The organism is Pseudomonas sp. SG20052, from assembly GCF_031766055.1.
In the GTDB taxonomy this organism is placed as follows: Bacteria; Pseudomonadota; Gammaproteobacteria; order Pseudomonadales; family Pseudomonadaceae; genus Aquipseudomonas; species Aquipseudomonas mandelii.
This window is the reverse complement of the sequence record NZ_CP134498.1, coordinates 3,078,646-3,094,355: the sequence shown is the minus strand read 5'-3', so window position 1 is coordinate 3,094,355 and position 15,710 is coordinate 3,078,646. Positions and strand designations below refer to the sequence as shown.

Here is a 15,710-nt window from a genome sequence, read left to right as displayed (position 1 = left end):
ATGAACCTGCCCTATCCGATCCGCGTCGCCCTGGTCGACGATCACTCCCTGGTCCGCGACGGGATCAAAGCGCTGCTCGCGGTCATGGCGCCCCTGGAAGTGGTGGGCGAAGCCGAAAGTGGCGCGCAGGCCATCGAGATGGTCGGGCGCTGCCAGCCAGACTTGTTGCTGGTCGACATCAGCCTGCGCGACATGAACGGGCTTGAGCTGACCCGCGTGCTGCGCAGCCAGTATCCGTCGCTCAAGGTGCTGATGCTGAGCATGTACGACAATTATGAATACGTAAGTGAATCCGTTCGCGCCGGCGCCAGCGGCTATGTGCTGAAAAATTCACCGTCGCGGGAAATCATTGCGGCCATCGAAGCCATCGTCAGTGGCGGCACGTTCTACAGCGCCGAAATCGCCCAGCGGCTGATAGCCGACAAAAGCACCGACAATGAGCTGACCCCTCGCGAAAGCCAGGTGTTGTACAAAATGGCGCAAGGATTGAACAACAAGGAAATGGCCCGCGAGCTCGACATCAGCGTGCGCACTGTGGAAACCCATCGTTTGAGCATCCGCCGCAAACTGAACATCGACAAACCCGCAGCCCTGGTCAAATACGCGATCGATCACGGGATCATTTCGCGCTAGCAGGCACGCCTTACCCCGCCTCGGGATTGACCACCTTGGCAGAGCGGATAAACAACGCCCGCACCTTCTCCCAGAAATTGCCCCCCAGCACAAAAAGACTCATGAGTGTCCTGCCTATCAATGATCGCAGAAGGTTTGAGGTTGCCTGAGAAGCTTAACAGCCGGTTGCTCATTTGGACGGCTATGCTCCAGTGACCTTCTCTGGTTGGACGATACGCGATGCCTCGAGGCCGTTCCTTGCAAAGACTGCCAGGCCACCTCCTCCTGCTCGGCGCACTTGGCCTGAGTGGCTGCGTGCGGCTGGGGCCGGACTTCCAGCCGCCGGGCGAAACGTGGGTCGAACACTGGAATACCGCAGCCCTTGAACACGCCAGTCAACGCGGACCGAATCCGGATATCCGCCAGTGGTGGCAGGTCTTCAACGATCCGCTACTGAATCAGCTGATCGCCGAGTCGGATGCAAATAATTCCAGCCTGAAAATCGCCGGCTTGCGCGTGATGGAAGCCCGTGCCCAGCTGGGCATTGCGCAAAGCGCTCTGTACCCGCAACTGCAGCAAGCCAGCGCCGACAGTTTGTACTTCAATCGCCGGCAATCGGGTGGCACCAATCCCCAGGACAGCCATTTCTGGCAATACAGCGCTGGGTTCGACATGGGCTGGGAGCTGGACTTCTGGGGGCGTTTCAGCCGGGCCATTGAATCGTCCGACGCCAGTTATTTTGCCGCTCAGGCCAACTATGAAGACGTGCTGGTATTGCTGCGCGCCCAGGTCGCGGACACCTACTTTTCATTGCGCACCACTGAGGCCCGGTTACGCGTCGCCCGGGAGAACGCCAAACAACAAAAGCGTAATTTCGAGATCACCGAAAAACTGTTCAACAGCGGCCAGCAAGCGGAACTCGACCTGCAACAGGCCAAAACCCAATACCTCGGCACCCTGAGCACCATCCCCTCCCTCGAAGACCAGTTGCAACGAACGCGTAATGCGTTGGCCGTGCTGATCGGGCAACCGCCCGGCGCGTTACCGATGCTCGTGAGCAACGAAGGCTTGATCCCGCTGGTCGATCGCGCCGTGCTCCAGGATGTGCCGGCCAATCTGCTGCTGCGTCGGCCCGATGTGCGCGCCGCCGAGCTGAATGTCGCCGCCCAGTCGGCATTGATTGGCGTGGCCGAAAGTGATTTCTATCCGTCGCTGACCTTGCTTGGCAGCATCGTCTGGTCGGCCGACACGCTCAACGGTACGTCCAGAAGCCTGGACCTGATCGGCGGTCCCAGCCTGCGCTGGAACCTGTTCGACCATGGCCAGATCAGCAATAACGTGCGCGTCCAGGATGCGCGGTTGCAGCAACTGATCGAGGCGTACCGCGACAAAGTCCGCCAGGCCGCGCGGGAGGCTGACGATGCCGCCACTGGTTTGATCAAATCGCTGGAGCGCGAACGCATCCTGAGCGAAGCCGGAGTGGCCGCCAAACGCTCGCTGGTGCTGGCCAGCACGCAGTACCGCGAAGGCTACTCGGACTTTCAGCGGGTGCTCGATGCTCAGCGAGCACTGCTCGAACAGCAGGACAGCTACCTGGTCGCCCGCAGCAACGCGGTGAGCAACCTGATTGCCCTGTACAAATCCCTCGGTGGCGGTTGGTACAGCGCCCAGCCCAAAGTCGATGAAGCCACCCGCCAGCAGATGGAAAAACGCACCGACTGGGGCGACCTGCTGAGCGAGCCCGCCGCCCTCCCTGCCTCACAAGGTAAACAGCCATGAGTGAAACCGCGCAGCCTGTCCCCGAGGCGCCCGCCCCAAAGCCTCCTGAGCCTGCCGCCGACCCGGCGAAAAAAGGCATCAAATGGGTGCTGCTCCTGATCCTCCTGAGCCTGGCGTGGTACCTGGCGGCCGACCGTTTCACGCCCTATACGCAACAAGCCCGCGTAGGCGCCTTTGTCATTCCGGTCGCCTCGGAAGTCGCCGGCCGGGTGATCCGCGTCAACGTGCGCAACAATCAGGACGTCCAGGCGGGCGACGTGCTGTTCGAAGTGGACCCGCAGCCGTATCAGATCGCCGTCGACCGCGCCCGCGCAGACCTTGAATCGACCCGTCGGCAGATCGGCGCCAGCACCGCCGGCATCGCTTCGGCGCAAGCCAACTTGCGCGCGGCCCAGGCCAACGAACTGAAGGCGAAACAAGACAATCAACGTTTGGAAGGTTTGTACCGCGAAGACCCCGGAACCATTTCCGTGCGTCTGCTCGAAGTGTCCCGCGCCAATCGTGAACAGGCGGTCAGCCAGGTCGCGGCCGCCCACGCCGAAGTGCAACGCGCCCGCGAGCAAGAAGGTGGCAGCGAGGAAGACAACGCCCTGCTGCGAAGCGCCGCCACGGCGCTGTCGAAAGCCGAGCTGGATCTGTCCAACACACAGATCCGCGCCCGTTCGGCGGGGTTGGTCACCGACCTGCGCACCGACGCCGGGCAGTTCGCCGCGGCCGGTGGCCCGGTCATGACCCTGATTGCCATCCACGATGTGTGGATCAGCGCGGACATGACTGAAAACAACCTCGGTCTGGTGAAAGTCGATACGCCCGTGGCGATCGTCCTGGATGCATTCCCGGGCGAAGTGTTCGACGGACGCGTGCGCAGTGTCGGTTATGGCGTCAGTGTCGGACAGACACCGGCGCCTGGCACCTTGCCCAGTGTCCAGAACAGCCGCGACTGGCTGCGACCGGCCCAGCGTTTTCCGGTGATTATCGAGCTCTCCGAAGACGCCCGAAAAACCTTGCGTGACAGCGGCGCCATCCGTGCTGGCGGGCAGGCCGAAGTCATGGCCTTCCCGACTCAAGGCAACCCGCTGAACCCGTTGGGTCGGCTGTTTGTGGGTTTCATGAGCTGGCTGAGCTATGCCTACTAAACGCACGCCCCGGGAACAGCGCGCATTACGCCTGGCCACTGGCACGGCGCTGTGCCTTGCCGCCAGCTTCGGCCTCGGGTTGCCGATACCCTTTCTCGCGCCGGTGCTGTGCCTGATCCTGCTGGCCTCGATCAATCGCCCGTTGCCGTTCAAGGCAGCCGTGGTGCTCGCACTGGCTGCGATGTTGACCACGGGCCTTGGCCTGTTGTTGATCCCGATCCTGCGTTATTACCCCTTCAGCGGCGTGCTGCTGATCGGTCTGAGCCTGTTCCTGGTCTTCCGTTTTGGCCTGCGCGGTGGAAATGCCCTGATCGTGACCTTTCTGGTGATTGGCCTGACGATGATTTCCTCGGCCGGCGTTGCCGAATTCGATCTGGCGGCGATGGTCATCGGTGCCCTGGTCAAGGGCTTGCTGCTCGCCGTAGCGGTCGTGGCGGTCAGTCACGGGTTATTCCCGGATCCGCCCAACGCCCCTTCCCCGCCGCCTGCCCCGACGTTGCCCGCCGAAGAGGTCAGCCGAGTGGCGCTACGTGCAACCCTGATCGTGTTACCGACGTTCCTGCTCGCGTTGATCGACCCGGCCGGTTACCTGCCGATCATCCTCAAGGCCGTCAGCCTGGGCCAACAAAGCTCCACGACCAACGCCCACACAGCCGGTCGCGAACTCGTTGGCTCAACCTTGCTCGCAGGCCTGCTGGCGATCCTGTTCTGGAGCGCCCTCAGCCTGTTTGTGCACCTGTGGATGTTCTTTCTGTGGATGCTGCTGTTCGGCCTGGTGCTGGCGCGCAAGCTCTACGCGTTGAGCCCGACCGGGTTCAGCCCGGGGTTCTGGCTCAACACCCTGATCACGCTGATTATCCTGCTGGGCCAGTCGGTTCAGGACAGCATCGCAGGCAAGGACGTGTACACCGCGTTTGCGGTGCGCATGGGCTTGTTCCTTGCCGTCACGTTGTACGCCTGCCTGATGGTTTATCTGCTCGAGCAGCGGCCGCGAAAGGCTCAGGGGTTAACCTGATACCCCTTGCCCTGCAGGCAACTGGTGTACGCCGTCGAGGTCGTTGCGGCACTGGTTTTCTCTTGTGCCCGGCGTTCCTGACGCTGACGCGAGCCGCCCACCACGGCACCGGCCACGGCGGTCTCTTTCGCGCGGTCCTGCCGATAGTCCTGTTTCGTGTCGTCATCGATGCGCTCATAAAACTCGTCATGCTGACGCCCGCGCACTTCTGCCCCGGCCGATCCCGCGGCGGCCCCCGCGGCAGCACCGCGCAATCGCCCTCCGGAAGCAGGCTGTGCGGTCGACGCGGCCTGACTGGACGCGATGCTGTTGCATTCATTGATGTCCAGCTGGGTCTGTTGCGAACTCTGCCCTTTCATCGGAACGACCGTTGCAGCCCAACCCTGGGTGCACGCAACCGCCAATGCGATGCTCAGGCCGATGGATGACACCTTGCTCATAATGACCTCCAACGCAGCCCGTCACTCTGCATTAACCCCGGGTAGCTGATCCCGGGCTTGATTCAGCAACAAAGAGTGTAGATCACGCGGCACCCACTCTCTGCACGGTATTGCCTGATCCTGACGGCGAACAGGATTCTTTTCGATCGTTTTGGCTTGATGGCCTAACCTCATAGGTTGAGCGACCCACCACAGAGTCGAGCACCCCCATGCGTAATGCATTGAAGTCAATGATGTTCGTCGTGCTCACGCTGCTTGCAACCAGTGACGGAGCGCTGTCGGCCGCCGACATACTGCCGGCTGCAGGTATTACATCGGGTACTTCGTCGTTAGTCATTTCTCAGAGTGATCTGCAAAACCTGCAAATTCGCCTTGACCGAATCAAGCAACAGATTTCGCTGGCCAATAACCTCACCCAGATGGTCGGCCTGCAAGATGCTGTTCAGTCGTTTATCAACGACGTGGATAGCCTGCAGTCATCCCTGCTGCCCGAACAGAAGCAACTGCAAGCCCAACTTGATGTGTTGGGCCCGGTATCACTCGACGATGTAGAGTCAGAGAAATCGGATATCGCGACGCAAAGAGCCTATCTCTCCGAGCAAAAGACCAAAGTCGATTCCAGCCTCAAAACCCTGACAGCACTCAGAAACAATGCTGCCGGTCTCCTTATTCAAATCGCCGGCATTCGCCGCAACCTGCTGGAATCCGAAGTCACGCTGCGCAGCGGCAGTATCCTGGGGCCGGGGTTCTGGGCGCCATTGTTCAGTCCGCTGAAGGAGGACCGCCAGCGGCTGAGCGAATTCATCCAGCAGGCTTCCAGCGCAATCAAGGCCGCCTGGCAACCCGGCGAGCGCCTGTTCGCCGTCGCATTGATCGTGCTGGCCCTGGGGATTTGGTCCTGGGGCCGAAGAATCGCGGAGCGCGGGCTGACCTGGGTGTGTATTCATCGAATGCCGGAAGGACGTTTGCGTCGAAGCTCGCTCGCACTGGCCTCTGTCGTGGCCACGCTGCTGACCACGGCTTTTGCAATGCAACTGTTGTTTTATGCGCTCACCCGGCAATTGCCGTTGTCGCCTTTGATTCAGAACTTTGCCGATGAATTCGAAAAAATCATCTATGTGTGCATCCTGATTACCGGTCTGAGCCGGGCGCTGCTGTCGACCCGACATCCTTCCTGGCGGCTGCCGGCCATCTCCGATCCCGTGGCACTGGCAATCCAGCCCTTCCCCAGGATACTGGCCGTCACACTGCTGATTCTGGTCAGCCTGGCACAAATCACCAACGTCACCGGCATGAGCCCGCCGGCCATTCTGTTTGGCCGCGGTTTGATCGCGCTGGTGGTCACGCTGATTATCGGCACGTTGTTCCGGCGAGCCAGCAGAGTCCGCCGAGCCGTTGCGGCTACCGGGGAAGCGCCCGAATCGAGTACCACCCTTGCCGGCCTGATTTATTCGTTGGCCGGTTTTGCGACGGTGGTATCGCTGATTGCGCTGCTGATCGGCTACATCTCCCTGGCACGGTTCATCACGTACCAACTGGTCTGGGGTTTTATCATCCTGTCGGGCTTCTACTTGCTGACGCAATTGTTCAGAGACAGCTGTGAGTACTTGTTTTCACCCAAGAGTCCAAGCGGCAAGGCGCTCAAACAATTGCTCGGAATCGGCGATGTACGCCTTGAGCAAGCGTCGATCATTCTGTCCGGTGTCGGTCGCGCCGGTTTAATGCTGCTGGCGGTCATTTCACTGTTTGTCGGTGGCGTCGGCACGACGCTGGGGCAACTGTTTACCCAGACGTTCGCCATCCTCGGCGGCGATGGCCTGCGCAAACTCAATATCATCCCGGGCCATTTGCTGAATGCGCTACTGGCCCTGTTCATCGGCATCTATCTGATTCGCGCACTGCGCCGATGGCTGGATAACGAGTTCCTGCCCAAGACCGACATGGACCCCGGCATGTGTGCCTCGCTCAGCACACTGTTCTCCAATATCGGCTACGCCCTGGTGATTCTGCTGACCTTGTCATCCCTGGGCATCGAGTGGACCAACCTGGCGTGGATTGTCAGCGCCCTGTCGGTGGGGATCGGCTTCGGCTTGCAGGAAATCGTCAAGAACTTCGTCTCCGGGCTGATTCTGCTGACCGAGCGCCCGGTCAAGGTCGGCGACCTGATCAGCATCAGTGGCGTCGAAGGCGACATCCGCCGCATCAACGTCAGGGCCACCGAAATACAACTCAGTGACCGCTCGATCGTCATCGTGCCCAACTCACAACTGATCTCGCAGAACCTGCGCAACGTCACCCTCGGCGGCAGCGCACAAGGGGTGGCGACTCTGGAGCTGATGTTCCCGCTGGACATCGATCCGGAGCAAGTTCAAAACCTGCTGTACGACACGTACCGCGAGAACGAAACCATCCTCGACAAACCGGCTACCTTCGTCCGGTTCAGCAAACTGACCCCCGAAGGCATCACGCTGACGGTCACGGGCTACGTCAGCAGCCCGAGAATCGTCGGCACGACTAAAAGCGATCTGCTGTTTGAGATCCTCAAGCGATTGGGGGCGGCGGGTATTGAACTGGCGAAACCTGCATCGACGGTTTGAACAACAAGAAACCGGTCGTTCAGCCAGTCACTGCGCCCTCTCGGCGAGGCTGAACTGGTGAATCAGGTCCTGCTCGGGCGAATGCGCTTGAGCGTTTCACTCGGCAGTTCCTTGAACAGCGCCCGGTAACTGCTGGAAAACCGCCCCAGATGCCAGAACGACCAATTCATCGCCACTTCGGCAACGGTGGTGTCATTCGGTGTTCGCGCAAGCAATTCGCGGTGGGCGCTGTTGAGGCGGCGCAGGCGCAGCCAATGGGTGGGCGTCATCCCGGTGAAGGCCTTGAACGCGTGCTGCAACTGCCGCAGGGAAACCCCGGCCACCTGGGAGAGCTCCAGCAGGTTGAGGGTTTCTTCCGGTGAGTCGGCGGCCCATTCGCCGATGCGTTTCATCACTGCGCGTTCTTCGGTGCGGCGCTGCAGGCCGCCGTGATCGAGGCACACACAGGCGTTGTCGAGGATGTACAGGCAGTCTTCGAGCAGTTGCTGGGTCAGCGCTTCTTTGCTCGGCGGGTCGAGCGTTTCGGCGAGGCGGGTCAAGGTGCCGCTCAACCAGCGGCTGAACAAGGCGTTCTGCCCCGAGTTCAGCGGCGACATGAACAAGCCTTCCAGCCGCGCAACATTCAAACCGTGACGCTGCACGAACTCCGGACCAAATACCACGGCGACTTCTTGGTAGTTCTCCGGGGTGATCCAGATGTTGCGGCTTTCGCCATTCAACACATACAGCGTGTTGTCGCTGCGATCGAAACAGAACGCCAGCGAACCCTCGGGCGCGCTGAAATTCTGTTCGACCCGGGTGTTCATCTGCTCTTCGTAAATCTCCACGCCTTGCAGGTCCAGGTAGCGCACACGCCCGGCGAAATGCCCCGGCGACATTTGCTGGTAATGCTGGACCCAACCCGGCGTGGCGCGGATTTGCGCAGCGACATCGTCGGTGTTGAACGCTTGAACCTGTATTGGACTGGACGCTGACATGAATGACCTTACGCACTCGTTTGGTGCGTTTTGGTGCTGCTGAAAGTGGATAGATGGAACCGCAAGGCTCGCCCAAGATAGTCGTCAACGCGTCTCAGGGGAAGTGTGCGGTGGATGTAACCGTCCTCCCCGGCGTTAAAAAAAACCAATAACGAGGTCTTTATGAATGCCCCTTTCGATCAGCTCCTCACGTGGCTGAAAGATCACAAGATTACCGAAGTCGAGTGTGTGGTCAGTGACTTGACCGGCATTGCACGCGGCAAAATCGCACCCACCAACAAGTTCCTGCATGAGCGAGGCATGCGCCTGCCGGAAAGTGTGCTTTTGCAAACGGTAACCGGGGACTTTGTCGACGACGACATCTACTACGACCTGCTCGACCCGGCCGACATCGACATGGTCTGCAAGCCCGTCGCCGACGCGGTGTATGTGATTCCATGGGCCATCGAGCCGACCGCCATCGTGATCCACGACACCTTCGACAAGTTCGGCAACCCGATCGAACTGTCGCCGCGCAACGTGCTGAAGAAAGTGCTGCAGCTGTACACCGACAAAGGCTGGCGGCCGATTGTCGCGCCGGAAATGGAGTTCTACCTGACCCAGCGCTGTGAAGACCCGGACTTGCCGCTCAAGGCGCCGCTGGGTCGTTCGGGCCGTGCGGAAAGCGGTCGTCAGTCGTTTTCCATCGACGCCGCGAACGAATTCGATCCGCTGTTCGAAGACGTCTACGACTGGTGCGAACTGCAAGGCCTGGACCTCGACACACTGATCCACGAAGACGGCCCGGCGCAGATGGAAATCAACTTCCGTCATGGCGATGCGCTGGACCTGGCCGACCAGATCACTGTGTTCAAACGCACCATGCGTGAGGCGGCGCTCAAGCACAACGTCGCGGCAACCTTCATGGCCAAGCCGATTGGCGACGAGCCCGGCAGCGCCATGCACATCCACCAGAGCGTAGTCGACATTGCCACCGGTCAGCCGATCTTCGCCAATGCCGACGGCACGATGAGCGAGCTGTTCCTGCACCACATCGGCGGTCTGCAAAAGTACATCCCCAAAGTGCTGCCGATGTTCGCGCCCAACGTCAACTCGTTCCGCCGCTTCCTGCCGGACACCTCGGCCCCGGTCAACGTTGAATGGGGCGAAGAAAACCGCACCGTCGGCCTGCGAGTGCCGACTTCGACGCCAGATTCGATGCGCGTGGAGAACCGCTTGCCGGGGGCTGACGCCAACCCGTACCTGGCGATCGCGGCCAGTTTGTTGTGCGGTTATCTGGGCATGGTTGAACGCATCGAACCGAGTGCGGCGGTGCAAGGTCGAGCCTACGAGCGCCGCAACCTGCGCCTGCCGATCACCATCGAGGATGCGCTGACGCAGATGGAAGAGAGCGAAACCATCGGACGGTATCTGGGCGACAAATTCGTGCGCGGTTACGTGGCGGTCAAGCGTGCCGAACACGAGAACTTCAAGCGGGTGATCAGTTCCTGGGAGCGTGAGTTCTTGATGCTTAGCGTCTGAAAACCACGCGAGATCACGCGCCCCCCCCTGTAGGAGCGAGGCTTGCCCGCGAAGAGGCCGGTCCGTTCAACATCATCGTTGACAGTCAGGCCGCCTTCGCGGGCAAGCCTCGCTCCTACACAGTCTAATAACTAAAGAGGTGTCGAATGCGTCTATTGAAATCCATGGTGCCGGCCGCGCTTGCCGTGCTGTTCAGTGCCGTTGCCCAGGCTCAACCCACCGTCAGCGTCTACAACTGGACCGATTACATCGGCGAAACCACCCTCGCCGACTTCCAGGCCAAATCCGGGATCAAGGTGATCTACGACGTCTTCGATTCCAACGAAACCCTGGAGGGCAAGTTGCTCGCCGGGCGTACCGGGTATGACGTGGTCGTGCCGTCCAACCACTTCCTCGCCCGTCAGGTGAAGGCCGGCGCGTTCCTCAAGCTGGACCGTGCGCAGTTGCCCAACTTCAAGAACCTCGACCCGAAATTGTTGACGCTGCTGGAGAAAAACGATCCGGGAAACGAGCATTCCGTGCCGTACCTGTGGGGCACCAACGGCATCGGCTACAACGTCGACAAGGTCAAGCAAGTGCTCGGCATCGACCGCATCGATTCCTGGGAAGTGCTGTTCGAACCGGAAAACATCAAGAAACTCAGCCAGTGCGGCGTATCGATGATGGACTCGGCCGATGAGGTGTTTCCGGCGATTCTCAATTACATGGGCATGGACCCGCGCAGCGAGAACCCTGAAGACTTCAAAAAAGCCGAAGCCAAACTGTTGAGCATCCGGCCTTACATCACCTATTTCCACTCCTCCAAATACGTGTCGGACCTGGCCAACGGCGACATCTGCGTTGCCTTCGGCTATTCCGGTGATGTGTTCCAGGCCGCCAACCGGGCCAAGGAAGCCAAAAACGGCGTGAACATCGCCTACGCCATTCCGAAGGAAGGCAGTAACTTGTGGTTTGACCTGTTGGCGATTCCTGCCGATGCCAGCAACCCGAAAGAAGCCCATGCCTTCATCAACTACCTTCTGGACCCGCAAGTGATTGCCAAGGTCAGCGCCTCGGTCGGCTACGCCAACCCGAACCCCGCCGCCAAGGAATACATGGACGCGGAGCTGGTGAACAACCCTGAGGTTTACCCACCTCAGGCAGTCCTCGACAAACTCTACATTTCGACCACCCCGCCCCAGGCGATCATGCGACTGATGACCCGTTCCTGGAGCAAAGTGAAGTCCAACAAATGAATAACGAACACGCACATTCCTACTACGCGGCCACCGCCAAAGGCCTGACGCCCTACCCCACGCTGGCCTCGGACCTGGTGGCCGATGTCTGCGTGATCGGCGGCGGTTTTACCGGGGTCAACACCGCGATCGAGCTGGCTCAGCGCGGGCTCTCGGTGATTGTGCTGGAGGGCCGGCGGATTGGCTGGGGCGCCAGCGGGCGCAATGGCGGGCAGTTGATCCGCGGAATCGGCCATGACGTCAGCGGTTTCACCCGGTACGTCGGTGAGGACGGGGTGCGCTATCTGGAGCGTGCGGGGATCGAATCGGTGGAACTGGTGGGCAATCGCGTCCGTGAACACGGGATTGAGTGCGACCTGCGCTGGGGGTTCTGCGAGCTGGCCAACACCAAGGCGCAATTCGCGGCGTTCAAGACGGAGCGCGACAGTCTGGCCGAATCAGGTTACGCCCACGAAACCCGTCTGGTCGGGCCGGAGCAGATCCGTGAGCAAGTGGTGGACTCAAGCGTCTATGCCGGTGGTCTGGTCGACATGGGTTCGGGCCATTTGCATCCGCTCAATCTGGTGCTGGGCGAAGCAAGGCTGGCGCAATCCCTTGGGGTGCAGATCTTCGAGCAGAGCCCGGTTCTGGAGTTGATCCATGGCAGCACGGTGCAGGTTCGCTGTGCCGGTGGCACGGTACGCGCGGGAAGTCTGGTGCTGGCCTGCAACGCGCACCTTGAAGAACTCGAACCGAAGCTCAGCGGCAAGGTGCTCCCGGCCGGCAGCTATATCATTGCCACCGAGCCGTTGGCACCTGAGGTTGCCGCGCAGTTGATCCCGCAGAACCTCGCGTTATGCGACCAGAAAGTCGGCCTGGATTACTACCGGCTCTCGGCGGACCGGCGCTTGCTGTTTGGCGGCGCCTGCCATTATTCCGGGCGCGATCCGGCTGACATCACGGCGTACATGCGCCCGCAGATGCTCAAAGTCTTCCCGCAATTGCGCGATGTGCGCATCGACTATCAATGGGGCGGCCGGATCGGCATCTCCGCCAATCGCTTCCCGCAAGTTGGCCGCTTGAGTCAGCACCCGAATGTTTTTTATGCCCAGGGTTACTCGGGGCATGGGCTGAACGTCACGCATTGGTGCGCGAAGCTATTGGGTGAAGCGATCCATGCCGGGCACAGTCGAGGGTTCGACGTGTTCAGCGCCGTGCCGCACATGACCTTTCCCGGCGGGCCGATGCTGCGCTCGCCGTTGCTGGCGCTCGGGATGTTCTGGTATCGCCTGCGCGAACTGGTTGGCTGACAGGCCGCTATCGCGAGCAGGCTCGCTCCCACAGGGGATTTTCGGCGGACACAGCATTTGTGAACGACGACGATCCCTGTGGGAGTGAGCCTGCTCGCGATAAACGATAACGCGGTCAATCAGTTGTTTAGGCCTTTCGATTTGCTCAATCGCAAGGCACTTCTATATTGAGGAGGTGCTCTGACTTTTCTGCGTCCTGGCGAGTGCGGCCAATGGCTACGACTGACCAACTGATCATCTGCGAGCACTGCGACTGCGTGTATGAAAAAGTCACGCTCGCCAAACATCAAAAAACCCTGTGTACACGCTGCGGCGGTGTGCTCCAGCGCTATAACGGCCTGACGGTGGAACAACGCCTGGCGTTGACCTGGACGGCGTTGATGCTGTGGATTTTCGCCAATTTCTACCCGGTCATGAGCATCAGCCTCAAAGGCCTGAAAAACAGCGCAACCCTCTGGGACTCGGTGCTGGCCCTGAGCCTGGGGCCGATCACGTTCATTGCCATGGTGGCGGCGATCGCGATGATCATCGCGCCGATTTTCCAGCTGTTGCTGCTGATCTGGGTGCTGAGCTATGCCCTCGCCTCCCGGCGCTCGCCCGGTTTCAGCTTCTGCATGCGCTGGCTGGAAACCCTGCGGCCCTGGAGCATGCTCGAAGTCTGTCTGCTGGGGGCCATGGTTGCGGTGATCAAGCTCGCCGGGTTGCTGGATGTGCTGCCCGGCATCGGTCTGTTTGCCCTGGCGGTGCTCAGCCTGATGATGATCCGCATCGCCGGGCGCGATATCCGTGAGCTGTGGGACATTCTATGACAACGCCTCCGGTCGCCAGCGAACTCAACCTCTGCCTGTGCCACAGCTGCGGACTGGCCTGCGACATGACAGGTGAACCGCAAGAATGCGAGCGCTGCGGCGCGCCGTTGCATCGGCGCAAAACCAACTCGCTGACCCGCACCTGGGCCTACCTGCTGACCTCATTGGTGTTTTACGTCCCGGCCAATCTGCTGCCGGTGATGAATACGAAGATGGTCGGCAACGGAGCTGACAGCACAATCATGGGCGGCGTGCTGGATTTCTGGCAGCACGGTGCCTGGGACATCGCCCTGATCATTTTTATCGCCAGCATCGCGGTGCCGGGCGTCAAGTTCGTCGCGTTAATGCTGCTGCTGATTACGGTGCATCGCAACAGCCTATGGGCGCGCAAGGAGCGATCGACGTTATACCGCTTCGTCGAGCTCATCGGTTATTGGTCCATGCTCGACGTGATCGTGGTGGCCCTGGTGGCCTCACTGGTGAAGTTTCAAGCCCTGGCCGATATCGAACCGCGTCCGGGCATTCTGTTTTTTGGACTGGTGGTGGTGTTCACCATGCTGTCAGCGATGAGTTTCGACCCGCGTCTGATCTGGGATAACGAGCAGGATAAAAACTCACACACCGAGGAGGACATGGATGAAGTCGCAAGCCACTGACGGGCCGCAAGCCCCTGGCCAGGCCCCAATCAAGACTCGTCGTTTCAGCGTTTCGCTGGTCTGGATCGTGCCAATCGTCGCAGTACTGGTGGGCATTTCCCTGGTGGTCCACAGCATGATGCAGGAAGGCCCGACCATCACGGTCACGTTCAAGACCGGCAGCGGCCTGACTGCCAACAAGACCGAGGTCAAATACCGCAATGTGGTGATCGGGCAGGTCTCGGACGTGGAACTGAGCAGCGACCAGAAGAGTGTCAACGCCACGATCAAACTGGCCAAACAGGCGGAAAGCTTCACCCGTGAAGACTCACAGTTCTGGGTGGTGCGTCCGCGTATCGGTGCCGGCGGCGTGTCGGGCATCGATACCCTGTTCTCCGGTGACTACATCGGCGCGGATATCGGCCAGTCCAACACCCGTTCGAAACACTTCAAAGGCCAGGAAAACCCGCCAGCGATTACCTATGGCGAACCGGGCAAACGCTTTACCTTGCACACCCAGGACCTCGGATCGCTGGACATCGGCTCGCCAGTCTATTACCGGAAAATTCCGGTCGGCCAGGTGGTGGCCTATGCGCTGGACCCTGACGGCAACGGTGTGAACATCGACCTGTTCATTCACGCGCCCAACGATGCCTATGTCACCGAAAACACCCGGTTCTGGAACGCCAGCGGTATTGATGTCAGCGTCGGCGCCAATGGCTTTGCGGTGAAGACCGAGTCGTTGTCATCGCTGCTGGTGGGCGGCATCGCCTTCCGCGCGCCGGAGTACAGCCCCAACGATAAACCGGCGGCAGAAGAGTATGCCTATGAACTGTTCCCCGACCAGCAAACCGCCCTCGCCCCGCCCAGTGGCAAGGGCCAATACTTGAGCCTGCGTTTCGACCAGGCCCTGCGTGGCCTCAAAGTCGATGCACCGGTGGAATTCCTCGGCGTGGAGTTCGGCAAAGTGGTGTCGATCAATCTGGATTTCGATGCGAAAAAGCGCAGCTTCCCGGTCAACGTTGGCATCGTGATCTACCCGCAGCGCCTGGGTTCGGCCCATACCAAAATGCTCAAGGCGCTCAATCATGATCCCAATGATGAAGCCGCAGGCGTGCGCTTGATGGGTTCCTTTATCGAGAACGGTCTGCGCGCCCAGGCGCGCAGCGGCAATCTGCTGACCGGCCAGCTGTACATCTCACTGGATTTCTACCCCAAGGCCGAGAAAGTCGCGTTCGATCCAAGCGCCCGTCCGGTCAGTATTCCAACCATTCCCGGCAGCCTCGAACAGTTGCAGGAAAAACTCGAAGGCATGGTCAACAAGATCAACCAACTGCCGATCGAGCGAATTGCCGGCAATCTCGACAGTAACCTCGTCGAACTGCGCAAAGGCCTCGCCCAATTCAACGCCAAGACGCTGCCGGGCGTGCAAACCACCCTGGCCGACGTCAGCAAAACCCTGCAATCGGCCAGTTCGACGCTCGCCGAAGACTCACCGCAGCGCGAACAGCTGACCCAGACCCTGGACGAACTCGGACGCATGTCGCGCTCCTTGCGTGAGCTCTCGGATTACCTGGGACGGCATCCGGAATCGCTGATTCGCGGCCGCCCCAACAACGCCGCACCGATGGATCTGCAGGCGCCACCGCGCAACTGACCACAGGA

Annotated in this window: 13 protein-coding genes; 11 read left to right on the top strand and 2 right to left on the bottom strand. The window is 60.4% G+C overall.

The window, feature by feature from the left end; genetic code table 11:
* The 4 genes from RHP74_RS14090 to RHP74_RS14075 all read left to right on the top strand — a co-directional run bounded on the left by RHP74_RS14090 (position 1) and on the right by RHP74_RS14075 (position 4,542).
* Complete coding sequence (locus RHP74_RS14090) at positions 1 to 633, top strand: response regulator transcription factor (RefSeq protein ID WP_010460104.1); 633 nt, start codon at positions 1 to 3, stop codon at positions 631 to 633.
* Between the two features lie 219 nt (positions 634 to 852).
* A complete protein-coding gene (locus tag RHP74_RS14085; protein ID WP_102593790.1) occupies positions 853 to 2,391 on the top strand; it encodes an efflux transporter outer membrane subunit in 1,539 nt (512 codons plus the stop codon).
* Positions 2,388 to 3,527, top strand: coding sequence for an HlyD family secretion protein (locus RHP74_RS14080; protein WP_311100032.1), 1,140 nt, complete (start codon positions 2,388 to 2,390; stop codon positions 3,525 to 3,527). Before RHP74_RS14085 ends, RHP74_RS14080 begins: the two co-directional genes overlap by 4 nt.
* On the top strand, positions 3,517 to 4,542 hold the full coding sequence (locus RHP74_RS14075) for a DUF2955 domain-containing protein (protein ID WP_311100030.1): 1,026 nt from the start codon (positions 3,517 to 3,519) through the stop codon (positions 4,540 to 4,542). Before RHP74_RS14080 ends, RHP74_RS14075 begins: the two co-directional genes overlap by 11 nt.
* Here the strand turns inward: RHP74_RS14075 and RHP74_RS14070 are convergent.
* Entirely contained in the window at positions 4,527 to 4,982 is a 456-nt protein-coding gene (locus RHP74_RS14070; protein WP_145307195.1) for a YMGG-like glycine zipper-containing protein, read from the bottom strand. The two genes, RHP74_RS14075 and RHP74_RS14070, sit on opposite strands and share 16 nt — an antisense overlap.
* Positions 4,983 to 5,191: 209 nt before the next feature.
* Between RHP74_RS14070 and RHP74_RS14065 the strand changes: the two genes are divergently transcribed.
* Complete coding sequence (locus RHP74_RS14065) at positions 5,192 to 7,579, top strand: DUF3772 domain-containing protein (protein WP_311100028.1); 2,388 nt, start codon at positions 5,192 to 5,194, stop codon at positions 7,577 to 7,579.
* Between the two features lie 62 nt (positions 7,580 to 7,641).
* On the opposite strand, the gene RHP74_RS14060 is transcribed toward RHP74_RS14065, so the two are convergent.
* The gene (locus RHP74_RS14060) at positions 7,642 to 8,556 is read right to left on the bottom strand and encodes a helix-turn-helix domain-containing protein (protein ID WP_311100026.1); all 915 of its coding nucleotides are present in this window, start codon (positions 8,554 to 8,556) and stop codon (positions 7,642 to 7,644) included.
* Between the two features lie 162 nt (positions 8,557 to 8,718).
* Between RHP74_RS14060 and RHP74_RS14055 the strand changes: the two genes are divergently transcribed.
* The 6 genes from RHP74_RS14055 to RHP74_RS14030 all read left to right on the top strand — a co-directional run bounded on the left by RHP74_RS14055 (position 8,719) and on the right by RHP74_RS14030 (position 15,702).
* Positions 8,719 to 10,077: a glutamine synthetase family protein gene (locus RHP74_RS14055; RefSeq protein WP_077748402.1), complete on the top strand. Its 1,359-nt coding sequence runs from the start codon at positions 8,719 to 8,721 to the stop codon at positions 10,075 to 10,077.
* Between the two features lie 146 nt (positions 10,078 to 10,223).
* Positions 10,224 to 11,312, top strand: a complete 1,089-nt coding sequence (locus RHP74_RS14050; RefSeq protein ID WP_221109489.1) for a polyamine ABC transporter substrate-binding protein — start codon at positions 10,224 to 10,226, stop codon at positions 11,310 to 11,312.
* On the top strand, positions 11,309 to 12,601 hold the full coding sequence (locus RHP74_RS14045; RefSeq protein WP_304873853.1) for an FAD-binding oxidoreductase: 1,293 nt from the start codon (positions 11,309 to 11,311) through the stop codon (positions 12,599 to 12,601). Before RHP74_RS14050 ends, RHP74_RS14045 begins: the two co-directional genes overlap by 4 nt.
* Before the next feature lie 212 nt (positions 12,602 to 12,813).
* Positions 12,814 to 13,410, top strand: a complete 597-nt coding sequence (locus tag RHP74_RS14040) for a paraquat-inducible protein A (protein WP_010460085.1) — start codon at positions 12,814 to 12,816, stop codon at positions 13,408 to 13,410.
* Positions 13,407 to 14,066, top strand: a complete 660-nt coding sequence (locus RHP74_RS14035) for a paraquat-inducible protein A (protein WP_010460084.1) — start codon at positions 13,407 to 13,409, stop codon at positions 14,064 to 14,066. The genes RHP74_RS14040 and RHP74_RS14035 overlap by 4 nt, the downstream gene beginning before the upstream one ends.
* Positions 14,047 to 15,702 (top strand): intermembrane transport protein PqiB, encoded by a 1,656-nt coding sequence (locus RHP74_RS14030; RefSeq protein WP_282411539.1) that lies wholly within the window; start codon positions 14,047 to 14,049, stop codon positions 15,700 to 15,702. The genes RHP74_RS14035 and RHP74_RS14030 overlap by 20 nt, the downstream gene beginning before the upstream one ends.
* Positions 15,703 to 15,710: the final 8 nt, after the last annotated feature.